This window comes from Micromonospora sp. BRA006-A, assembly GCF_033433935.1.
Classification (GTDB): Bacteria; Actinomycetota; Actinomycetes; order Mycobacteriales; family Micromonosporaceae; genus Micromonospora; species Micromonospora aurantiaca.
The window spans coordinates 5,042,789-5,063,939 of sequence record NZ_JANCLW010000001.1 but is presented as its reverse complement, the minus strand read 5'-3'; the positions used below and the strand labels follow the sequence as shown (position 1 = coordinate 5,063,939).

19 protein-coding genes are annotated in these 21,151 nt (G+C 74.2%); 12 read left to right on the top strand and 7 right to left on the bottom strand.

Translation table 11 applies throughout. The annotated features are described in order from the left end of the window. Positions 1-3 precede the first annotated feature (3 nt). Positions 4-801: an alpha/beta fold hydrolase gene (locus NMK34_RS22855; RefSeq protein WP_318335137.1), complete on the top strand. Its 798-nt coding sequence runs from the start codon at positions 4-6 to the stop codon at positions 799-801. A gap of 1 nt (position 802) precedes the next feature. Here NMK34_RS22855 and NMK34_RS22850 read toward each other — a convergent pair whose 3' ends face one another. Together NMK34_RS22850 and NMK34_RS22845 are read right to left on the bottom strand one after the other, a co-directional pair. Further along, complete coding sequence (locus NMK34_RS22850) at positions 803-2,230, bottom strand: MFS transporter (protein WP_318335136.1); 1,428 nt, start codon at positions 2,228-2,230, stop codon at positions 803-805. A 74-nt stretch (positions 2,231-2,304) separates the two neighbouring features. Further along, positions 2,305-2,763: a MarR family winged helix-turn-helix transcriptional regulator gene (locus tag NMK34_RS22845; RefSeq protein WP_013287809.1), complete on the bottom strand. Its 459-nt coding sequence runs from the start codon at positions 2,761-2,763 to the stop codon at positions 2,305-2,307. 106 nt (positions 2,764-2,869) lie between these two features. On the opposite strand from NMK34_RS22845, the gene NMK34_RS22840 reads away from it, so the two are divergent. Continuing rightward, positions 2,870-3,745 carry a universal stress protein gene (locus tag NMK34_RS22840; protein WP_026268287.1) on the top strand — a complete coding sequence of 292 codons (876 nt, stop codon included), beginning with the start codon at positions 2,870-2,872 and terminating at the stop codon, positions 3,743-3,745. 172 nt (positions 3,746-3,917) lie between these two features. Beyond that, positions 3,918-5,132 carry an ROK family transcriptional regulator gene (locus tag NMK34_RS22835; RefSeq protein WP_318335135.1) on the top strand — a complete coding sequence of 405 codons (1,215 nt, stop codon included), beginning with the start codon at positions 3,918-3,920 and terminating at the stop codon, positions 5,130-5,132. Positions 5,133-5,345: 213 nt separating this feature from the next. Here NMK34_RS22835 and NMK34_RS22830 read toward each other — a convergent pair whose 3' ends face one another. Further along, complete coding sequence (locus NMK34_RS22830) at positions 5,346-6,278, bottom strand: phosphotransferase (RefSeq protein ID WP_318335134.1); 933 nt, start codon at positions 6,276-6,278, stop codon at positions 5,346-5,348. 41 nt (positions 6,279-6,319) lie between these two features. Then, positions 6,320-6,895, bottom strand: coding sequence for a dihydrofolate reductase family protein (locus tag NMK34_RS22825; RefSeq protein ID WP_013475646.1), 576 nt, complete (start codon positions 6,893-6,895; stop codon positions 6,320-6,322). A gap of 92 nt (positions 6,896-6,987) precedes the next feature. On the opposite strand from NMK34_RS22825, the gene NMK34_RS22820 reads away from it, so the two are divergent. Both NMK34_RS22820 and NMK34_RS22815 read left to right on the top strand, forming a co-directional pair. Beyond that, positions 6,988-7,566, top strand: coding sequence for a TetR/AcrR family transcriptional regulator (locus NMK34_RS22820; protein ID WP_318335133.1), 579 nt, complete (start codon positions 6,988-6,990; stop codon positions 7,564-7,566). A 74-nt stretch (positions 7,567-7,640) separates the two neighbouring features. After that, positions 7,641-8,786, top strand: coding sequence for a polysaccharide pyruvyl transferase family protein (locus tag NMK34_RS22815; RefSeq protein WP_318335132.1), 1,146 nt, complete (start codon positions 7,641-7,643; stop codon positions 8,784-8,786). 9 nt (positions 8,787-8,795) lie between these two features. Here NMK34_RS22815 and NMK34_RS22810 read toward each other — a convergent pair whose 3' ends face one another. After that, positions 8,796-9,002 (bottom strand): hypothetical protein, encoded by a 207-nt coding sequence (locus NMK34_RS22810; RefSeq protein WP_114921087.1) that lies wholly within the window; start codon positions 9,000-9,002, stop codon positions 8,796-8,798. Between the two features lie 85 nt (positions 9,003-9,087). Between NMK34_RS22810 and NMK34_RS22805 the strand changes: the two genes are divergently transcribed. Further along, a complete protein-coding gene (locus NMK34_RS22805; RefSeq protein WP_114921086.1) occupies positions 9,088-9,609 on the top strand; it encodes a DinB family protein in 522 nt (173 codons plus the stop codon). Between the two features lie 4 nt (positions 9,610-9,613). Here the strand turns inward: NMK34_RS22805 and NMK34_RS22800 are convergent, their stop codons facing one another. Further along, a complete protein-coding gene (locus NMK34_RS22800; RefSeq protein WP_114921085.1) occupies positions 9,614-10,474 on the bottom strand; it encodes a carbohydrate kinase family protein in 861 nt (286 codons plus the stop codon). An 85-nt stretch (positions 10,475-10,559) separates the two neighbouring features. Here NMK34_RS22800 and NMK34_RS22795 point away from each other — a divergent pair, with 85 nt between their 5' ends. Next, complete coding sequence (locus NMK34_RS22795) at positions 10,560-13,874, top strand: DEAD/DEAH box helicase (protein WP_318335131.1); 3,315 nt, start codon at positions 10,560-10,562, stop codon at positions 13,872-13,874. Further along, the gene (locus NMK34_RS22790; protein WP_318335130.1) at positions 13,871-14,869 is read left to right on the top strand and encodes an SWIM zinc finger family protein; all 999 of its coding nucleotides are present in this window, start codon (positions 13,871-13,873) and stop codon (positions 14,867-14,869) included. Before NMK34_RS22795 ends, NMK34_RS22790 begins: the two co-directional genes overlap by 4 nt. 52 nt (positions 14,870-14,921) lie before the next feature. Here the strand turns inward: NMK34_RS22790 and NMK34_RS22785 are convergent, their stop codons facing one another. Then, complete coding sequence (locus tag NMK34_RS22785; RefSeq protein WP_318335129.1) at positions 14,922-15,179, bottom strand: DUF3040 domain-containing protein; 258 nt, start codon at positions 15,177-15,179, stop codon at positions 14,922-14,924. 448 nt (positions 15,180-15,627) lie between these two features. On the opposite strand from NMK34_RS22785, the gene NMK34_RS22780 reads away from it, so the two are divergent. From NMK34_RS22780 to NMK34_RS22765, 4 genes are read left to right on the top strand one after another with little or no spacing between them, the layout of a single operon-like run. Next, positions 15,628-17,694: a DUF1800 family protein gene (locus tag NMK34_RS22780; RefSeq protein ID WP_318335128.1), complete on the top strand. Its 2,067-nt coding sequence runs from the start codon at positions 15,628-15,630 to the stop codon at positions 17,692-17,694. A gap of 14 nt (positions 17,695-17,708) precedes the next feature. Next, entirely contained in the window at positions 17,709-19,082 is a 1,374-nt protein-coding gene (locus NMK34_RS22775) for a DUF1501 domain-containing protein (protein WP_318336404.1), read from the top strand. Then, the gene (locus tag NMK34_RS22770; RefSeq protein WP_318335127.1) at positions 19,079-20,494 is read left to right on the top strand and encodes a ferric reductase-like transmembrane domain-containing protein; all 1,416 of its coding nucleotides are present in this window, start codon (positions 19,079-19,081) and stop codon (positions 20,492-20,494) included. Before NMK34_RS22775 ends, NMK34_RS22770 begins: the two co-directional genes overlap by 4 nt. A gap of 13 nt (positions 20,495-20,507) precedes the next feature. Continuing rightward, a complete protein-coding gene (locus NMK34_RS22765) occupies positions 20,508-21,104 on the top strand; it encodes an FMN-binding protein (protein WP_318335126.1) in 597 nt (198 codons plus the stop codon). Positions 21,105-21,151: the final 47 nt, after the last annotated feature.

Here is a 21,151-nt window from a genome sequence, read left to right as displayed (position 1 = left end):
CGGGTGACCTATGCGGACGTCGGCGGGCTGCGGATCTGGTACGAGGAGCACGGCACCGGCAAGCCGCTGGTCCTGCTGCACGGCGGATACGGGTCGACGGAGACGTTCGCGCCGGTCCGGCAGGCGCTCGCCGCGGGCCGCCGGCTGATCGCCGTCGACCTGCGCGGCCACGGCCGCACCGGCGGTCTGGACCGGCCGCTTCGGTACGAGTCGATGGCCGACGACGTCGCCGGGCTGCTGCGTCACCTCGGCCTGCCGAACGCCGACGTGCTCGGCTACTCGCTCGGCGGCGGGGTGGCCCTGCGTACCGCGATCCAGCACCCCGCCCTGGTCCGCCGCCTGGTGCTCGTCTCCACGCCGTTGCGGCGGCGCGGCTGGTACCCGGAGACGCTCGCCGCGATGTCCGCCCACGACGAGCGCGCTGCCGAACGCATGCGCGGCACCCCGCCCTACGAGCGGTACGCGCGGGTCGCGCCCCGCCCGCAGGACTGGCCGCTGCTCTGGGCCCGCAGCGGGGACCTGCTGCGGCGTGACTACGACTGGTCCGCCGAGGTGGCCGCGCTGCCGATGCCGGTGCTACTGGTCTTCGCCGACGCGGACGAGATCCCGGTGAGCCACGCGGCGGAGTTCTTCGGCCTGCTCGGCGGCGGCCACCGGGACGCGGGCGGCGACGGTGCCGCCCGGCCCGCGTCCCGGCTCGCGGTGCTGCCCGGGCTCACCCACTACGACGTGGTGGCCTCACCCGCGCTGCCGGCGGCGGTGCTGCCGTTCCTCACCCATCCGGCGCGCGCCCCCGGCTGACTCACCCCACGAGCGCCGGGGCGTCGGCGCGCGCCGCCGTGCGCGGGCGCAGCAGCGCGTACGCGAGCACGACGGCGACCACCACGAGCCCGGCGCCGACCGCGAACGCCGCGTGGAAGCCGCTGGTCAGGGCGGCGGCCCGGTCGTCGCCGAGCGCGACCCGGTCCGCGGTGCGGGCGGCGGCCAGCGTGGACAGCACCGCGACGCCGAACGCCATGCCGAGCTGCTGGGTGGTGTTGAACAGCCCGGAGGCGAGACCGGCGTCCTCGGCGCGGGCGGCGGACATGCCGAGCGCGGTGAGCGCCGGCAGCACCAGCCCGAATCCGCCGGCGAGCAGCATCACCGGGAGCACGTCGGGCAGGTAGCGGCCGTCCACCGGCACCCGGGCCAGCAGCGCGAACATGGCGGCGAGCAGCACGAGCCCGGCGATCAGCACGGCCCGCTCGCCGAAGCGGGCGTTGAGCCGGGCCGAGACGCCGAGCGACACCGCGCCGATGACGACCGCGGCCGGGAGCAGCGCCAGCCCGGTGCGGGTGGCGTCGTAGCCGAGCACCTGCTGGAGGTAGAGCGTGACGAGGACCTGGAACGCGAAGGTCGCGGCCACGGTGAGGACCTGCACCACGTTCGCCACGGCGACGCCGCGCGAGCGCAGCAGCCGCAGCGGCATGAGCGGGCGGCGCGCGGTGGCCTGCCGGACCACGAACCCGGCGACCAGCGCGGCGGCGAGCGCGCCCAGGCCGAGCGTGTGCGCCGACGTCGTGCCGTACCGCTCGATCGTGACCACCGTGTAGATGCCGAGCACCAGCCCGGCGGTGACCAGCAGTGCGCCCGCCACGTCGGCTCCGGCGGCCAGGCCCAGACCCCGGTCCGCCGGCAGCGTGCGGACCGCGAGCGCGATCGTGGCCAGGCCGATCGGCAGGTTGATCAGGAAGATCCAGTGCCAGCCCAGCGCGTCGGTGAGCAGGCCGCCGGCGACCTGGCCGATGGCCGCGCCGGCGGCGCCGGTGAACGCGAACACGGCGAAGGCCCGCGCCCGCCCGGCGGCGTCGGGGAAGAGCGTGACCAGGATGCCGAGGCTCACCGCCGTGGCCGCCGCGCTGCCGACGCCCTGGAGGAAGCGGGCCGCGACGAGCGTGGCGCTGTTCGCCGCCACCCCGGCCAGCACGGAGGCGGCGGTGAACAGCGCGGTGCCGCCGAGGAACATCGTCCGGCGCCCGATCAGGTCGCCGAGCCGGCCGGCGAGCAGGAGCAGGCTGCCGAACGCGATCAGGTACGCGTTCACCACCCAGCTCAGGCCGGCCGGGGAGAAGCTCAGGTCGCGCTGGATGGCCGGCATCGCCACGGTGACGATGCTGCCGTCGAGGATGGTCATCAGGGCGCCGGTGGCGAGCACGCCGAGGGCGAGCCGCCGGGAGCGGGGAGCGGACATGGGGTCCTCCTGTCGAGAGGTGCGACAGGAGAGACCGTAACGGATAGTTCCGTTACAGACAATCTATTGAGGGACTATTGGCGGGCCCGGCGGGCCGGCTTCGGGCTCTGCACCGGCGTGGCCAGGTGGCCGGCGGTCAGGCGTTCCAGCGCGCGCAGGAAGACCTTCCGCTCGTCGTCGGGCAGGCTCGCCAGCGCCTCGGCGTGCACCCGGTCGACGATCTCCTGGCTGCGCGCCGCGACCCGGGCGCCCTCCTCGGTGACCGCGATGATCCGCGCCCGCCGGTCCGTACGCGACGGACGCCGCTCGGCCAGCCCGGCCTGCTCCAGCGCGTCCACCGTCACCACCATCGTCGTCTTGTCCATGTCGCCCATCTCGGCGAGCTGGATCTGCGTACGCTCCTCGGGCAGCGCGTGCGCGAGCACGCAGTGCATCCGTGCGGTCAGCCCGATCTCGGCGAGCGCCGCCGCCACCCGGGTACGCAACACGTGGCTGGTGTGGTCGAGGAGGTACGACAGGTCCGGGGTGCTCATCCGCCCAGCGTACCGATGATTCCGTGGCGGATGATCCGGCTCGGACGCGGTCCTGGCCCGGATACGATCTTGTGAGAGATGTCGTCGGTGAGAGAGGTTGGGTGCGGTGAGCGACGAGCACGGCAGGCAAGTGGTGGTGGGTTACGACGGATCCCCGGCCGCCAGCGCCGCCATCGAGGTGGGCGCGTTGCTGTTCCCCGGCGCGCACGCGTGGATCGGGCATCTGTGGACGCCTCCGTTCGCCAGCGAGGAACTGCGCAAGCGGCTCTGGACCGGCACCCGCAACATCAACGTGTTCGTCGAGGCGATCGAGCGCGAGGGCGGCCGGGAGGCCGACCGGATGACAGCGGTCGGCGTGATGCTGGGCCGGGCCGCCGGCTGGGACGCCGAGCCGCTCGTGTGCCGCAGCTACGGCGGTGAAGGACTCCGGCTCGCCGAGCTGGCCGACGAGAAGCAGGCCGACGTGCTGCTGCTCGGCTCGCGGGGCCTCGGCGGCGCCCGCGCGGTGCTCGGCAGCGTCTCCGACATGGCCGTGCACTACAGCCCGCGTCCCGTACTGGTCGTGCCGCACCCGCTGCTGACCGACGAGTACGACGCGCTCGCCGCCGGGCCGGTGGTGGTCGGCTGGGACGCCTCGGCCGGATCCGAGGCCGCGTTCGCCGCCGCCCGCCGCCTCTTCCCCGAGCGGGAGATCATCCTGGCCGCCGTCGACGGCGACGAAGGGGACACGCCGGACACCGTCGACGGGCAGCCGGTGACCACCGTGCGCGTTCGCGCCGCCGGCGGTGCTCCCGGCCGCGCGGTCGCCGACGCGCTCTCCACCGTGGCCACCGAGCGCAAGGCGAGCCTGGTCGTGGTCGGCTCGCGTGGCCGCACGGCGGTCCGCAAGATCCTGCTCGGCAGCGTCGCGATGGCCACGCTGCACCGCGCCCACCGGCCGGTCATGGTGGTGCCGCAGAGCCCGGTCCGCGAAACCGAGTAGTCCTCCGGCGCGGTCATCCTCGCCGACTGGAACGTCACGGGTGTCTCCCGGCCCGGAGGACACCCGTGACTTCCACTCGTGCTTCGGCAGTCCGGTTCCGCGCTGGCTGCTGTCGATGTGTGCCAACTATCCTCGGTCTCGGAGAGCCAGTCGCCATCCGACGGAGTGGTCGATGCTGAAAGGTCTGGCAGCAGACCGGCACGCGCAGGGGGACAGCCGCCGGCTCAACCTCGGCGCGCTGCTGCGGCGCGTCCATCTGACCGGCCCGGTCACCCGCGTCGAACTGGCCGACTGGATGGGCGTCAACCGCAGCACGGTAATGGCGCTCACCGCGGAACTGGCGGCGGCCGGCCTGGTCCGGGAGGTGGCGGCGGGTGGCAGCGGCCGGGCCGGGCGTCCCTCGCGTGTGGTGCGTCCCGCCTCCGACACCGTCCACGTCCTCGCCTTCGACATCGCCGTGGACCGGCTCGTGGCCGCCCGCGTCGGGCTCGGCGGTGTGCTGGCGGCGCGGCTGGAGGCGGAACGGCCACGGGCCGGGGCCGACCTCGACTCCGTGGTCTCGGTGCTCGCCGACTTCGGGCGGGCCCTGCACCACGCCGCGCCACCCGGGTCGGTGTGCGTGGGCGTCGGTGCCTCCTACTGCGGCATGATCCGGCCGGGGGACGGGATGGTCCGCTTCGGACCGGACATGGGGTGGGTGGACCAGGCGTTCGGCGCCGAGCTGGCCCGGCGGCTGGACCTGGGCCTGCCCGTCCTGGTCGGCAACGAGGCGCACCTCGGGGCGCTGGCCGAGCATCAGCGCGGGGCCGGCGTCGGCGTGCAGAACCTCGTCTACCTGCACGGGGACGTGGGTGTCGGCGGCGGGATCATCGTGGGCGGGGAGCTGCTCGACGGCGACGGCGGGTATGCCTCCGAGGTCGGGCACATGCTCGTGAACCCGTACCAGGGGCGGCCGTGCGGCTGCGGCTCGCGCGGGTGCCTGGAGGCCGAGGTCGGTGAGCGGGCGCTGCTCGACGTCGCGGGTCGCCCGGCGCGGGAGAAGGGGCGCGAGGCGGTACGCGCGGTGGTCGCCGCCGCCGCTCAGGGGGAACCGGCAGCGCAGGAGGCGCTGCGGCACATCGGTGACTGGCTGGGCATCGGCGTGGCGAACGTGATCAACCTGTTCAACCCGGGCGTGGTGATCTTCGGAGGCACGCTCCAGGAGGTCTTCCCCGCCTCGGCCGCCCATGTCCGCAGCCGGATCGCCGCCAACGTACTGCCCATCTCCCGCGACAAGGCCCGCCTGCGCGTGTCCGCACTCGGCTACGACGCCACGTTGATCGGCGCCGCCGAACTGGGCTTCTCCCCCTTGTTCGCCGACCCCCTCGGCGTCCCCACTGCCGGGTGAGCCCGCGCTGCGCACCGCTGCGCGTCCAGCCCTCCTGAGTGCGTTGATCTTGCACTTCCGGCCCTGACAAAGCGCGCAAAGGGGGCATGTCAGGGGCCGAAACCGCAAGATCGCCGAGCCGAGCCGGGCCGAGCCGGGCCGGGCCGGGCCGGGCCGAGCCGGGCCGGGCGGGGCCGAGCAGGACGGGCTGGGTGAGGGCGGGGCGACGGTGGGTCAGGTCTTGAGGCGGTGGGTCAGCCAGGGGAGCAGGGACTCGCCCTGGAGGCGCTGGAACGCCCGTACCGTCGGGATGCCGGGCGGTGGGGGCCGGCGGGCGCCGTCGAGGAAGAAACCGGTGAATCCGGCCAGCACACCCGTCAGGTCGGCCGGGTCGACATCGGCGGTCAGTGTCCGGGCGGCCAGCAGCGCGTCCGGGTCATGTCCGCCGTACACCTGCACGTTGACGACGGTGAGCAGCGTGTCCAACCAGGCCGGTCCCCGGCAGGCCCAGGGCCAGTCGACGACGGTGACCGATCCGTCCGGGCCGAGCAGCAGGTTGTCGGCGCGGACGTCGACGTGGCAGAGCGTGTCGCCGGCGAGCGCGGCCAGCCCTCGGTCGGCGGCGGCGCACAGTTCGGGCAGGTGGGACCGGACCCACGGGTCGAGGTCGGCCGGCGGGTCGACGGCGAGGCGCCGCCAGCCGCCGAAGTCGTGAGCGAGCCGCTCGGCGGCGGTGGGGGTGGGCGCGGCGGCCGGCGCCGGGGTGAGCGCGCCGGCCATCGTCTCCAGCGTGGACAGCACGGCGGCCAGCTCGCCGGCCCGCCACGGCGTGACCGGGTGCCGGCCCTCCACGTCGGTGAAGACGAGCGCGATCCAGTCGCCGTCGTCGTAGCTGCCGAGCAGCCGGGGCGCGGGCGTGTCCGGCGGCAGGGCGGTGGCGATGCGGGCCTCGGCGCGGTGTAGGCCGGGACTGCGGTCGTTCTGTGCCGGGCTGACCGCCTTGACGAAGGCCCGGCCACCGCCTGCGGTACGGACGCGGTCGGCGGTGCCGGGGGAGAAGCCGCCCGGCTGGGACCGCGCCGCCACCACCCGGTCGCCGAGGACGGCCTCGACGCCGTCGCGGACGTGTGCGGGCAGTTCGTGCCAGTGCAGCCGGGTCTTCGTCACCGCTCCACGGTGCGTGCCGCCCGCCGTCCGGGGCAACCGGGTTAACCGTTGCGCGTGTAGTGCAGGACGACCACGCCGGCGTCGAACGGCCGCGCCGAGGTGAGCGTGAGCCGGCGCGGATCGAAGCCGCTGTCGACGAGCTTGATGCCGCTGCCGACGACCACCGGGTTGAGCTTGACCACCAGCTCGTCGATCTCGTCGAGGAGCTGACCGGCGAGCTGCCCGCCGCCGCAGAGCCAGATGTCGCGTCCGGGCCGGGTCTTCAGCTCCCGGACGAGGGCGGCCGGGTCGCCGTCGACGACGTGCACGTCCGGGTAGTCGGCAGGGGGCAGGGAGCGGCTGAACACGTACTGCTCGAGGTGGGCGTACGGGCTTGTCACGCCGAGCTGCAGACCCGGCTCGTAGCTGCCGCGGCCCATCAGCACGGTGTCGAAGCGGCCGTTCGGCGGGGAGTCGATGCCGAGCTGGGCGTGGGCGAACGTGGGCAGCGTCTGGGGCCACTCGGCCACCAGGTGGGGCGCCAGGTCGGGTGTGAGCGGGAGGAAGTCGAACGACCCGTCGGGTGCGGCGATGAAGCCGTCGAGGGTGCTGGCGACGAAGTAGACGAGCTTGCGCAAACCGGCTCCGATGTCCGAGGTGATCCACGACGGCTGTCGTGGTTCGGCGATGAATGTACAACACCTGTCGTGGTTATTGCTAGTGTGTTCGCGTGGCCAGGAATCCGGAACGCCGTACCCTGCTCGCCGACGCCGGCCTGCGGGTGCTCGCCGACGCGGGCGCGCGCGGGCTGACCCACCGGGCGGTCGACGCCGAGGCGGGCGTGCCCACCGGCACCACCTCGAACTACTTCCCGTCCCGCGCGGCGCTGCTCGCCGGCCTGGCCGAACGCATCTTCGACCGGATCGCGCCCGACCCGGCCGTGCTGGCCGACCTCGGCCGCCGCGAGCCGTCGCTCGCGCTGATGACCGACTACCTGCGCGACATCGTCGCCCGCACCACCCGCGAGCCGGGCCTCACCCGGGCGCTGTTCGAACTGCGGCTGGAGGCCGCCCGCCGCCCGGAGCTGCGGGCCGCGCTCGGCGGCGTGCTGCGCCGGGGGTACGCCGACGACGTCGCCCACCACACCGCCGCCGCACTACCGGGCGCGGCGTACGAGGTGGCGCTGCTGCACTACGCGGTCGACGGGCTCCTGCTCGACCTGCTCACCACCTCGATCGACGCCGGGTTCGACACCGATCAGGTGGTCTCGGACCTCGTCTCCCGTCTGGTCGGCGACGCCACCGGTTGAGCCTCCTCGCCGTGCGTTAACCCGGGGCGGCCAGCGGGAACGCTGGCGCGGACGCCCCTGGGAAGGAGCAACGGATGAGGGAACGCACCGGACTGACCATCGGCGTGCTCGGCTCCTACGGCGGTCGCAACCTCGGCGACGAGGCGATCCTCACGGGTCTGCTGGACGATCTGCGCCGCCACGAGCCCCACGCCCGGATCATCGTCTTCTCCCGCAACCCGGCGCACACCGCGCTGGCCCACCCCGAGGTCGAGGCGGTGCCGTGGGAGGGCGTCAGCCGGGTCGACTCGTCCCCGGTGCTCAACCAGCTCGACCTGCTCATCCTCGGCGGCGGCGGGATCCTCTACGACAAGGAGGCCCGGCGCTACCTGCGGGTGGTCCGGGTCGCCCAGGAGCGCGGGCTGCCGCTGATCACGTACGCGGTAGGGGCCGGCCCGCTCACCGACACGCTGGACAGCGGCATGGTGCGCGAGACGCTGGCGCAGGCCGTCGAGGTGACAGTCCGCGACCAGGAGTCCCGGATGGTGCTGGAGGAGGCCGGCCTGGTCAACCCGATCACCGTCACCGCCGACCCGGCGTTCCTGCTCGAACCGGAGGAGTTCCCCCAGCAGTGGCTGCGTGAGGAGGGCGTACCGGCCGGCTCCCGGCTGGTCGGGCTGAGCGTGCGCGAGCCGGGCCGGGCCGCCGAACGGCTCGACGTGGACGGCTACCACCGCCTGCTCGCCCAGATCGGTGACTTCCTGGTGCACCGGATCGACGCGTACGTGCTGTTCGTGCCGATGGAACGCGACGACATCCGGCACTCCCACGGCGTGCTGTCGCACATGACCGCCGCCGATCGGGGCCGGATCCTGCACGGCGACTACCGTCCGGCGCAGATCCTCGGCCTGATGCGCCACTTCGACCTCGCGGTCGGCATGCGCCTGCACTTCCTGATCTTCGCGGCCATGATGGGCACGTCGTTCCTGCCGCTGCCGTACGCCGGAAAGGTCTTCGACCTGGCCCAGCGCCTCGGTGTGCCGGCGCTGCGCGGCGTGGAACGCGAGGTGGAGGGCCCGTTGCTGGCCGAGGTGGACCGGCTGTGGGACGAGCGGGAGGCCCGGGCCGACGCGACCGCGCGCCGGGTCGCGGAGGTGTGCGAGCAGGCGCGCGGCACCTCGCAGGTGACCCGCAGCGTGCTGGACAGCATCCGGGCCCGCACGCTGACGCACGCGCTGTGAGCCGGGCCGTCAGACCGCCGGGCCGCGCCAGGCGTAGACCCACTCGCGGCCCGGCTGGTCGCTCGACTCCAGCTCGTAGATCTGCGCCTCCGCGAGCCCCTGCGGCCCGAGGTGGTGGTGGGTCAGCGGCGGGCGGCCGTTGACGTCCAGCTCGACGGTGACGGTCTCGCCGTCGGCCGCGCCGCCCACCAGGGGGATCTGCACCGTGGAAGCCATGCGCCCATCCTGCCCCGGCCGGCCCGCCCGCGCAGGGGATCACGCGGGGCAGCGGGGCTAGCACACCGCGTACTAGGGTCCGGGGATGGCGCACCCGACGATCGATCCGACACTCGGTCCGGTCCTCGCCCGCACGGGCGGCGAACGGGCGATCCTCGACGCGTTCCTCGACTTCCACCGGGGCACCGTGCTGCGCAAGACGCGCGGCCTGACCGACGCCGACGCCGCCCGGCGCCTGGTGCCCTCGCTGACCACCCTGGCCGGGCTGCTCAAGCACCTGACGGTGGTCGAGGGGAACTGGTTCCGCTGCCTGTTCGACCCCGAGCCGGGCGACGTCTACGTCACCTCCCAGGCCGACGCCGACGCCAGCTTCACGCTGGGCGCCGGCGACACCGTCGAGTCGCTCGTCGCCGCGTACGAGGCGGCGTGCGACGAGTCCCGCCGGGTCGCCGCCCGGTTCGACCTCGACCACGTGGTGCCGCACCCGCAGCTCGGCGAGGTGTCGCTGCGCTGGGTGCTGGTGCACCTGATCGAGGAGACCGCCCGGCACGCCGGGCACGCCGACATCCTGCGCGAGCTGACCGACGGCGAGACCGGCGCGATCTGACGGGTCACTCGCGGGGCAGCAGCCCGTCCGGATACTCCATCCCGTCGTGGGTGCAGGCGGCGGCCGCCACCCGGGCGGCGTACCTGGCCGCGTCGAGGACGCCCGCGCCACGCAGCCGGGCGGCGATCACCCCGGCCGCGAACGCGTCCCCGGCACCGTTGGTGTCCACCACCGGTCCGGGCGGGGTGGCGGCGGGCACGTGCGTCGGTGGCACGCCGGGCGTGTGCAGCGTCGCGCCCGCCGCCCCGCCGGTGACCAGCACCGTGCGCGGCGCCAGCTCCGCCGCCTCCTTGGCGGCCCGCTCGCCGAGCCGCGTGTCGCTGACGAAGACCAGGTCCGCGATCCGGGCGAACGGGCGGTGGTAGTCGTTCTCGCCGTCCCAGTCGTGCAGGTCGGTGGAGACCGACGTGGCGGCGCGCAGCACCGGAAGTGCGTCCCGGGCCCAGTCCATGATCGACAGGTGGACGTGGGTCGCCTCGGCGACGAGAGCGGCCAGCTCCGCCTCGCCGAACGGCGCCGGCCCCGACCACGGACGCGGGTCGTGCAGCGACATTCGCCGCCCCGCCGGGTCGACCAGGTTCACCGAGCGGCGGGTACCGGCCGGCGCGTCCGCGAGCGTGGTCCGGATCGAGGTACGCGCCAGCGCCGCCCGCACCACGTCCCCGGCCGCGTCGGCACCGAGCACGTCGACGAGCGCCACCCGCAGGCCGAGCGCGTGCGCGGCCAGCGCGACCCCGGAGCCGGTGTTGCCGATCCGCAGGTCGATCGGCGGCACCAGCAGCGAGTCGGCGACGGGCGGCGGCAGCGCGGACACCTGGACGCGGATGTCCACGCCGAGCCCGCCGATCACGAGAAGGTCGACCATGGCGCCGACGATAGCGGCGCCCGGCGGCCTATCCTGACTCCCCGGGCGCCGTCTTCCGGCCCCGGGGCGTCGTCGAGGGGGAGCAGTGCTGGTCATCCACGGGTTGTGGCTGCCCGGCGCCGGGCTCGCCCTGTGGGCCGAGGACAGCACGCTCCCGGCCCGCGCGCCCCGCCGCCCCGGCCGCGTACCGCGCGAACGCCCGCACCCGTTCGCCGCCGACCACGCCGCGCTCGCCGCCGCGCTCGACGGCCCGCCCGGCGAGCCGATCTCCGTCCGGCTGGACCTGCCGACCCGGGCCGGCTCGCCGCTGGACTCGCCGGAACTGGTCCGGGCCACCGTCGGGGAACCGGTCCGCGGCCCGGTCACCCGCGCCGGATGGCGCGCTCCCGCCCTGGGGTACGCCCCGGACGACGCGTACGCGCTGCTGCGCGCCCCGATGCCGGGCCCGGTCGGGGCGAGCCTGCGGCACCTGTGCGAGCTGGCCGGCTTCGCCGCCGACCTGGTCGTACGCGGCCGGCTGCTGCCGGTCGTGCTCGAGGCGTACCCCGGTGGTGGTGGACCCGGCGGAGGGCCGGCCAGGACCGGCGGACGGACCTCGGCGCGGCGGTCACCGGCGGTTTCGGGCGTTTCGGAGGCCGGCCGGCGGCTGCGGGCCGTGCGGGCGGACGACGTGGCGACGGGGTGGGCGCTCTGGCGGCCGCTGCTCACCGGCACCGACGCGGGCTGGGCGCGCGACCTGGCGACGGCGTTGCCCCCGGCGGCCCGCGCCGCCCGCGAGTGGCGACCCGAGGCTTCGGCTGCGCGGGCTGCCGTCGCGGTGGCCATCGGCGGCGCGGCAGTCGTCTCGGGGCCGGCTGATGCCCGGACGGGCGGCGGTGCCGGGCGCTCGCCGGACGGGAGTGCCCCGCGAAGCGGGCTGGCGGAGGACGTGTGGGCCGGGCGGGCCGACGACATCGGGGCCGGTGAACTGGTCACGGAGGCGCTGGACGGGCTCGTCGACGCCGCCGCCCGGGTGGCGCTGGCCGGCCACCGGCTGCACCGGGGGATGCGCCCGGTCGGCGCGGTGCCGCGCTGGCTGGCCGCGCTCACCGGCCCGGAGCGCGCCTTCCCGGCCGAGCCGGACGCGCTGGCGACGCTGCGCGACGAACTGGACGCCTGGCAGCGCGACGCCGCCGGCGGCGCGGTACGGGCCACGTTCCGTCTCGTCGAGCCGGCCGTCGACCCGGTCGCCGAACTGATCGAGGACGCCGTCTGGCGGGTCGAGTTCGGCCTGCACCCGGCCGACGAGCCGGGGCTCGTGGTGGACGCCGCGCACATCTGGCAGCGGCACGCGCCGGCGCTCGCCGCCCGGGGCGTGGAGCCGCAGGAGACGCTTCTCGCCGAGCTGGGCCGGGCCAGCCGGCTGTGGCCCGAGGTGGACGCCGCGCTGCGTACCGCCGCGCCCGAGGGCATGGAGCTCGACGCCGAGGGCGCGCACCGGTTCCTGCGCGAGGGCGCGCCGGTGCTGCACGCTGCCGGGTTCGGGGTGCTGCTGCCGTCGTGGTGGCGGCGTTCCTCGTCGCGGCTGGGGGCGCGGTTGCGGGCACGCAGCCGTACCGCGCCGGGTGCTGTCGCCACCACCGCCGGGAAGCTGGGGCTGGACGCGCTCGTCGACTACCGCTGGGAGCTGGCGCTCGGCGACGAGCCGCTCACCGCCGAGGAACTGGCGTCGCTGGCCGACCTGAAGTCGCCGCTGGTCCGGCTGCGCGGCCGGTGGGTCGAGCTGGACCCGCAGCGGCTGGAGGCCGGGCTGAAACTGCTGCGGTCCTCCGGCGAGCTGACGGTTGCCGACCTGCTCCGGATGGGCCTGTCCGGTGACGACAGCGCCGGTGAACTGCCGGTGCTGGACGTGGTCGCCGACGGCGCGCTCGGCGAACTGCTCGCCGGTGAGGCGGAACGGCGGCTCACCCCGGCCGACCCGCCGCCGGGCTTCACCGGGACGCTGCGGCCGTACCAGCGGCGCGGGCTCGCCTGGCTGGCGTTCCTCCAGTCGCTCGGCCTCGGCGGGATCCTCGCCGACGACATGGGCCTCGGCAAGACCGTGCAACTGCTCGCGCTGCTCGCCGGCGACCCGCCCGAGGCCGGGCCCACGCTGCTGGTCTGTCCGATGTCGCTCGTCGGCAACTGGCAGCGCGAGGCGGCGAAGTTCGCGCCCGGGCTGCGCGTCCACGTGCACCACGGCGCCGAGCGCACCCGCGGCGAGGGCTTCGCCTCCGCGGTGGACGGGGCGGACCTGGTGCTCACCACGTACTCGGTGGCCGCCCGGGACGCGTTCGAGCTGGCAGGCGTCGACTGGCACCGGGTGGTGGTGGACGAGGCGCAGGCGATCAAGAACGCCGCGACCCGCCAGGCCGAGGCGGTCCGGTCGCTGCCCGCGCGGCACCGGGTCGCGGTCACCGGTACGCCGGTGGAGAACCGGCTCGCCGACCTCTGGTCGATCATGCAGTTCGCGAATCCTGGGCTGCTCGGCCCGGCCGCGACGTTCCGCAAGCGCTTCGCCGAACCGATCGAGCGGCACGGCGACGCCGAGGTGGCCGAGCGGCTGCGCCGGATCACCGGCCCGTTCGTGCTGCGCCGCCTCAAGACCGACCCGACGATCATCACCGACCTGCCGGAGAAGCTGGAGATGGAGGTGGTCTGCAACCTCACCGCCGAGCAGGCCGCCCTCTACCAGGCTGTGGTCGACGACATGATGGCGAAGATCGAGTCCAGCGACGGGATCGAGCGCCGGGGACTGGTGCTGGCCACCATGACCCGGCTCAAGCAGGTCTGCAACCACCCCGCCCAGCTGCTGCACGACGGTTCCGCGCTGGACGGCCGGTCCGGCAAGCTGGAACGCCTCGACGAGATCGTCGACGAGGTGCTCGCGGCGGAGGAGAAGGCGCTGCTGTTCACCCAGTACGCCGAGTTCGGCGGCATGCTGCGCGGGCACCTGTCGGCGCGTACCGGCCGGGAGGTGCTGCTGTTGCACGGCGGCGTCGGCAAGGCCGAACGGGACGCCATGGTGACCCGTTTCCAGACGCCGCAGGGTCCGCCGCTGTTCGTCCTGTCGCTCAAGGCCGGCGGCACCGGGCTCACCCTGACCGCCGCCAACCACGTGGTGCACGTGGACCGGTGGTGGAACCCGGCCGTCGAGGACCAGGCCACCGACCGGGCGTTCCGCATCGGACAGCGCCGCCGCGTGCAGGTACGCAAGTTCGTCTGCGCCGGCACCGTCGAGGAGAAGGTGGCCGCGATGATCGCCGACAAGCGCAGCCTGGCCCGGTCGGTGGTGGGCAGCGGCGAGCAGTGGGTCACCGAGCTGTCCACCGACACGCTGCGCGACCTGTTCCGGCTGGAGTCCGGGGCGGTGGTCGAGTGAGCCCGTTCAACCGGTTCGAGGACTACGGGCCGCCGGTACGCGTCGAGGGCGGCCTGCGGGCGCGCAGCACCAGGGGCGCTATCGGTCAGTCCTGGTGGTCCCGGCGCTTCGTGGAGGTGCTGGAGTCGTTCGCGCTCGGCTCCCGGCTCACCCGCGGCCGGGCGTACGCGCGCCGGGGCCAGGTGCTCCGGCTGGACGTGTCGCCGGGCGAGGTCACCGCCGAGGTGCAGGGCTCCCGGCCACGGCCGTACCCGGTGCGGATCGGGCTCGCCACGTACCCGTCGAAGGTGTGGCGGCGACTGGAATCGGAGCTGGCCGGGCAGGCGTTCTTCAGCGCCCGGCTGCTCGCCGGTGACCTGCCCGCCGAGCTGGAGGAACTGTTCGCCGAGGCGGGCGCGCCGCTGTTCCCGGCCGAGATCGGCGAGCTGGACCAGCGCTGCGGCTGCCCGGATTTCGCGGTGCCGTGCAAACACCTGGCGGCCACGTTCTACCTGCTCGCCGAGGCGTTCGACGCGGACCCGTTCCACCTGCTGCACTGGCGTGGCCGGTCCCGTACCGAGCTGCTGGACCGGCTGCGTACGCTGCGCGGCGCCGACGCCGGCAGCTTGGGCGGAGCCGGCGGTGCGGGCGGAGCCGGCGGTGCGGGCGGAGCCGGCGGTGCGGGCGCGGAGCCGGTGCCCGGTGCGGAGCTGGAGTCGGCCGGGAGCACCGGTGTGCCGGTGGTCGGCGCGGCGCGGGCCCTGGCCGGGTTGCCGCCGGTCGAGGCGGACGCCGAACCGGACCGGTTCTGGCTGTCTCCGGTGGCGCTGCCGGACCGTCCGCCCACGCTCGCCACCGGCCCGGAGCTGCTGCTGCGCCAGCTCGGTTCACCCGGTGCCGGGATCGGCGGGCCGGGCCTGGCCGAGCGGCTGCGCCGGGCGTACCGGGAGTTCAGCCGCGGCGAAGCCGCGCCCCCCGGGGAGTTCGGCCGCGGCGAAGCCGCAGGCGAGCGTTAATAAGGGGCCCTTCCTCTACCGGAGGCGTTAATAAGGGGCCCTTCCTTGCGCCCTAAAGGAGGCGGCGGCGGAAGCGCCACATCACTGCGGCGTTGGCGACGAGCACCACCGCGCAGATCGCCCCGGCGAGCCGTCCGACGAGCACTGTCATCGCCGGCAGCGACGCCCACAGCACGATCGTCAACAGCATCATGTACCGGCTTCGGCGGCCCTTGATCCGGCTGTCCAACCGGGCGAAGAATCGTGGATCACTCTCCCGCAGCTGGCGGGTGATCTGTTCGAACCTGCGCTGATCCTCTTGGCTGAGCATGGCGGTGCCTTCCCCTCACGGCTTCAGCGGTTCGGCGGCATACCCGGATCGGAGGCCGGTCACGCGCCGCCGCTGCTGCTGTTTCACCGGACCGGACAGGCGGAACGAGGTTCTCAGCGCAGGCTTATCCGTACCTTAAGTTTCGGTGAGGCGATGAACGCGCCCGGCGGCGCCGCCGGGGTACGGAACCTCGCATCCGGTCGGTGCGCGCCCGGGTCGGCCCTGCTCCGGAGGTCGCCGTGGCCCCACCGCCGGGCCGGGTGCTCCGCAGCGGGCCTGAGCACCGTCTTAAGTGCGCTCACGAGCGCGTTCGGCGCGCCTTGAGCGGCCGGGACGGCATGGCTACTTTCCCGTAGGCAACTTCTCCGGCAACCGTCGCCGCCCCTGCGCCACCCGACCCCCCTCGGGTGGCAGGCATGCCGGCGCTCGAAGAAAACGGGATAGGTACATGGCCGACCTGAACGTGCCACCGCGTCGACCCCGGGACGACCGCGGCTGGGACGGATACCAGCACCCCCATCCGGACGGGTACCGCGACCCGCACGCCGCGCCGCACCCCGGCGCTCACCCCGCCCCGGGCCCGCAGTGGGTCGGGCCGAACGGCTTCGCCTCCGCCGCGCCGGCCCCCGCCGGCTACCCCCAGCCCGCCGGCTACCCCCAGCCCGGCGGCTACGCCCAGCCCGCCGGCGGGTACGGCCCGCCGCCCGGCGGTGGACTGCCCGACCTGGACGACGACGGCGACGAGGCCCCGAAGCGGGGCCGGCGCCGGGCGCTGGCCACCCTCGGCGGTGCCGTGGTGGTCGCCGGTGGCGCCGCCCTGGCCATGTCCCCGCAGGTGCGCGGCCTGTTCAGTGACGCCCCGGCCGGTGACGCCACCGGTACGGTGACCACCGACGGCAACGCCGCCCGGCCCAGCGGCCAGCAGCCGAGCACGGTACGGACCTACACCGAGCAGAACGAGAGCTACATGGGCTCCCGGGCCGGCGAGGCGCTCAAGCGCAACGCGCCGTCCGGTGGCCGGCTCTACGGCAGCCCGGCCGCCGCCGCCGAGGCGACGAAGGTGACGGTGAAGACGGTCCTCGCCAAGGATCCGATCCGGCACCTCGCCACCCGTACCACGTTCGCCGCCACCCCGAAGGTGATGGCCGACATCAAGCGGCTCGGCATCGACGACTGGCTGCGCCAGCAGCTCGAACCGGAGAAGATCGCCCCGACGAAGGCCGAGCTGAAGCTGGCTGAGCTGCAGTCGCTCAAGCTCAGCCCGACCCAGCTGCGCGACCAGCGCGAGCAGCTCAACGAGAAGGGCGTCGACCCGGCCCGGGAGACGGTGGACGCCACCATCGCCCGGCAGATCTGGTCGGACCGGCAGCTGTTCGAGGTGATGGTCGACTTCTGGAACGACTTCCTGCACGTCGCCGCCGACTTCGACGGCGGGGAGAACTACCGCAACGCGTTCGACCGGGACGTCATCCGCAAGCACGCGCTGGGCAGCTACCCGGAGATGCTCGTCGCCGCGAACAAGCACCCGGCGCTGCTGCTCTACCTGAACCAGGTCGACTCGCGCAAGGACGCGGTGAACGAGAACCTGGCCCGGGAGAACCTGGAGCTGTACTCGGTCGGCGTCGACGGCGGCTACACCGAGAAGGACGTCCGTCAGGCCGCGCTGCTCCAGACCGGACGCGGTGTCGCCGACGGCAAGTACAAGTTCTTCGCCGAGCGGCACTACCTCGGCAAGGTGAAGATCCTCGGGTTCAGCCACGCCAACAACTCGGACGACCCGGTGGCCGCCGACAAGGTCATCGACTCGTACATCCGCTACATCGCGATGCACCCGTCGACCGCGCGGTACGTGGCACAGAACCTCGCCACCCGGTTCGTCTCCGACACCCCGCCGAAGTCCGTGGTGGACCGGCTCGCGAAGGCGTACACCACGAACAAGGGGCAGATCCGGCCGGTGCTGGCGACGCTGTTCAGCTCCTCGGAGTTCTGGGCGGCGATCGGCCAGAAGGTACGCCGCCCGATGGAGTACCTGGTCGCCACGTACCGGGTGCTCGGCGTCTCGCCGGACGCGGCCCCCGGCTTCACCGGCGACAACCGGCGCACCCCGTTCGCGCAGGGCCTGCGGCAGATCCAGGACAAGATGCGCGAACTGGGCCAGTACCCGATGGGCAAGCCCACTCCGGACGGCTACGCCGACGTCTACCTGGCCTGGACCTCGGCCGGGACGATGATCGACGGCTGGAACGAGGCCGGTGACCTGATCGGCGGCTGGCGCAAGCAGTTCACCTTCGTCAAGCCGGAGAAGCTGGTCGCGAAGCCGCCGGCCACCGCCGGGGCGTACGTGGACGCGCTGGCCCAGCGGCTGGTGCAGCAGAAGCTCAGCGCCAAGGAGAAGAAGCTCGTGCTCGCCGTCGCCGGTGTGGCCGAGAACGCCAAGGTCGACGCCACCTTCAACGGGGCCATCGCCGCTGTCGCGCGGACGATCCTCGCGTCCCCCCAGCACCACCTCCGGTGAGGCATTCGATGGAGATGACCGTGAACCCGTACCCCCTGCACCCCGAATGCCCCGACCTGCGGCGGCTGGCCGACAACCCGGCCGAGGCGCTGCTGCGCGCGGAGGCGGACATCGTCGCGGCCGAGAACGCGGCCGAGACCGACCGGTACCGCCGGCTGGAGGAGATCGAGGAGGCGCAGCAGGACGGCCGGGGCGTCACCCGGCGTACCTTCGTCGCCGGCGCCGCCGCGACCGCGACCGCGCTCGCGACGGCGCAGTTCGTCACCACCTCGGCGTCGTTCGCCGCGACCAAGACCGGCACGCTGATCCACGTCTTCCTCTACGGCGGGCTGGACGGGCTGAGCCTTGTCGCACCGGCCGACGACCCGGTGCTCGCCAAGGCGCGCCCCGACCTGCTGCTCGGTGACGACTCGCTGGCGCTGGCCCGCGGCTTCAAGCTGACCAGCGCGTTCGCGCCGCTGGAGAAGTGGCTCAAGGCCGGGCAGCTCGGCTTCGTGCCGGCCGTGTCCGACCCGCGGCTGTCCCGCAGCCACTTCCAGGCCGCCGACGCCTGCAACCTGGGCGGCCTGCCCGGCGAGACCGGCGGCCGGGGCTGGCTGGACAGCCTGGTCGACTCGCTCGGCAAGGGCACGGCGTTCCGCAGCGTCGGCATCGGCAGCACGCTGCCCCGCTCGCTCGTCGGCGTGAACGGCGCGATCTCCCTCAACAGCGTCGGCGACCTGCGGCTCAACGGCGACGACAAGTTCCGGGCGGCCACCGAGAAGGCGATCCGCGGCCTGTTCACCGGCATCAACCACCCGGTGGAGGAGGCGGTCATCGAGGGCATGGGCGCGCTCGCCACCGCCCAGAAGCTCGCCGCCAAGCCGTACGCCGCCGCCGAGGGCGTCGAGTACCAGGGCGTCGGGAACGCGTTCAAGCAGCTCGCCCAGCTCATCAAGGGCGGCGCGAACGTGCGGGTGGCCACGGTCGGCATGGGCGGCTACGACACCCACGAGAACCAGGGCACCCGCGAGGGCGGCCAGCTCTGGCGGCGGCTCAACGAACTGGCGAACGCGATGGCCGCCTTCTTCACCGACCTGGGCGACCGGGCGGCGGACGTGACCATCATGGTGTCCAGCGAGTTCGGCCGGCGGGTCGGCTCGAACGGCGGCGGCACCGACCACGGGCACGGCGGCGTGGTCACCGTGCTGTCCGGCCGCAAGCTCGCCGGTTCGCTGCTCGGCACCTGGAACGGACTGGACAAGCTGGACAGCGGCGACGTGCCGGAATACAACAACATGTTCAACGTCTACGGTTCGGTCGCGCAGGGCCGCTTCGGCCTGACCACCGCCCAGGTGGACAAGGTCTTCCCCCGGCAGAAGTTCACCCCGGTCAAGATCTACGCGTGACGTACCAGGACATCCGCGCCGCCGGCCGCCGTACCGGGCATCCCGCCCCGTACGGCGGCCGTCCGGCTGCCCCCGTACCCCCGGGTCGTCCGCGCCGCGGACCGGGCGGCCGGCGTGCGCTGGCGGTGGTCTTCTGGCTGGGCCTGGTCGCCGCGGTCGGACCGTGGTGGCTGGACACCCCGTCCGGATCGCTCGCCGACACCGCCGACCTGCTCACCGCAGGCGGCCGGATCACCGGGCTGATCGCCGGTTACCTGCTGCTGGTCCAGGTGCTGATGATGAGCCGGCTCGGCGTGCTGGAACGCGCGCTCGGCGGCGAGCGGATCTCCCGGCTGCACCGGGATCTCGGCGCGACGCTGCTGGTGGCGGTGCTCGCGCACATGTCGCTGCTGGTGGTCGGCTACGCCCGCCAGGAACGCAAGACGGTGCTCGGCGAGGTCGGCGCGCTGCTGACCGACTACGAGGACATGGTCTCCGCGTTCCTCGCCGCGGGCATCCTGGTCACTGTCGCGTTCACCGCGGTACGCGCGGTGCGGCGCCGCCTGCCGTACGAGCTGTGGCACCTGCTGCACGCCGCCAGCTACCTCACGCTGCTGCTCGGGTACGCGCACCAGTTCAGCAACGGCGCGCAGCTCTACGAACCCGGCCCGGTGCGTACCGGCTGGATCGCCGCGTACCTGCTGGTCGTGGCCGCGCTGGTGTGGGGCCGGGTGCTCGCACCGCTGGTGTTCAACCTGCGGCACCGGCTCCGCGTCGCCGACGTGGTGGCGGAGAGCCCGGACACCGTCTCGGTCTACCTGACCGGGCAGCGGCTCAACCAGATCGACCTGCTCGGCGGGCAGTTCTTCCGCTGGCGCTTCCTCAATCCCGGCTGCTGGTGGCAGTCGCACCCGTTCTCCGTCTCCGCCGCCGCCAACGACCGCTGGCTGCGGATCACCGTGAAGGTCGTCGGCGGCTACACCGCCGAGCTGCGGGATCTCACGCCCGGCACCCGGGTCTGGGCACAGGGCCCCTCCGGTACGTTCACCGCCGCGCACCGCACCCGGGAACGGGCGCTGCTCATCGCCGGGGGCAGCGGCATCGCGCCGCTGCGGGCGATGCTGGAGGAACTGCCGCCCGGCGCGGCGCTGATCTACCGGGCGCGTACCCCGGCCGACGTGCTGCTGCACCAGGAGCTGGACTGGCTCGCGCAGGCCCGGCAGACCTCCGTCTGGTACGTCGTCGGCCGCCGTGACGACCCCGGCCCCCGCCAGGTGATGAACCCCGAGGGCCTGCGTCGCCTCGTGCCCGACCTGACCCGCCGCGACGTCTACCTGTGCGGCCCCGGCGGCCTGGTCGACGAGGCGGTCGCCGCGCTGCGGGCGGCGGGCGTGCCCCGCCGCCAGATCCACCTGACCGCGTTCGAGCTGTAGGAGAGGCACCGCCATGCGTCGCGCGCTGCTCGCGATCACCGGCCTGGCCGCCGGCACCACCGCGCTGGTGGTGCTCAAGGGCGCGCCGGGCGCCGGGCAGGCCGGAGCGGACGTACCGGCCGCGCTCGCACCGGTCGCCCCCGGCGGCTCGGCCGCGCCCGAACCGCCGTCGCCCACCGGCTCCGCGCCGGGCGATGTCACCCCGTCGCCGCGCGCCTCGTCGAAGCCCACCCCGAAGCCGTCCGCCGACCGCAGCGCGGCCAGCCGGGGCGGCACCCGCACCAGCACCGCACCCGCCGCGCCGCGGACCACCACCAGCGCGCCGAAGGTCACCACCCGCACGGTGACCGGGCCGTCGGTCACCTACGAGTACGGCTCGCTCCAGGTCCGGATCACGCTCAGCGGCAGCCGGATCGTCGACGCCACGGCGATCGGACTGCCGCTGGGCGGGCAGTCCGGGCAGCGCAGCGACGACGTGCAGGCCCGCTACAGCGGCACCTCCGGCGAGGTGGTGGCCCGGCAGAGCGCCAACCTGAGCACGGTGTCCGGGGCCACCTACACCAGCACCGCGTACAAGCAGTCGTTGCAGGCCGCGCTGGACAAGGCGTGACCGTCCCGGCCTCCGTCGTTCGTCCCGGCCTGCGCCGGGTGGAACAC

Bases quoted from the DNA above. Each gene is read 5' to 3' on its own strand.
- NMK34_RS22850 (WP_318335136.1), bottom strand. From the start codon at position 2,230: ATGTCCGCTCCCCGCTCCCGGCGGCTCGCCCTCGGCGTGCTCGCCACC.
- NMK34_RS22845 (WP_013287809.1), bottom strand. From the start codon at position 2,763: ATGAGCACCCCGGACCTGTCGTACCTCCTCGACCACACCAGCCACGTG.
- NMK34_RS22835 (WP_318335135.1), top strand. From the start codon at position 3,918: ATGCTGAAAGGTCTGGCAGCAGACCGGCACGCGCAGGGGGACAGCCGC.
- NMK34_RS22815 (WP_318335132.1), top strand. From the start codon at position 7,641: ATGAGGGAACGCACCGGACTGACCATCGGCGTGCTCGGCTCCTACGGC.
- NMK34_RS22810 (WP_114921087.1), bottom strand. From the start codon at position 9,002: ATGGCTTCCACGGTGCAGATCCCCCTGGTGGGCGGCGCGGCCGACGGC.
- NMK34_RS22805 (WP_114921086.1), top strand. From the start codon at position 9,088: ATGGCGCACCCGACGATCGATCCGACACTCGGTCCGGTCCTCGCCCGC.
- NMK34_RS22800 (WP_114921085.1), bottom strand. From the start codon at position 10,474: ATGGTCGACCTTCTCGTGATCGGCGGGCTCGGCGTGGACATCCGCGTC.
- NMK34_RS22785 (WP_318335129.1), bottom strand. From the start codon at position 15,179: ATGCTCAGCCAAGAGGATCAGCGCAGGTTCGAACAGATCACCCGCCAG.
- NMK34_RS22780 (WP_318335128.1), top strand. From the start codon at position 15,628: ATGGCCGACCTGAACGTGCCACCGCGTCGACCCCGGGACGACCGCGGC.
- NMK34_RS22775 (WP_318336404.1), top strand. From the start codon at position 17,709: ATGACCGTGAACCCGTACCCCCTGCACCCCGAATGCCCCGACCTGCGG.
- NMK34_RS22765 (WP_318335126.1), top strand. From the start codon at position 20,508: ATGCGTCGCGCGCTGCTCGCGATCACCGGCCTGGCCGCCGGCACCACC.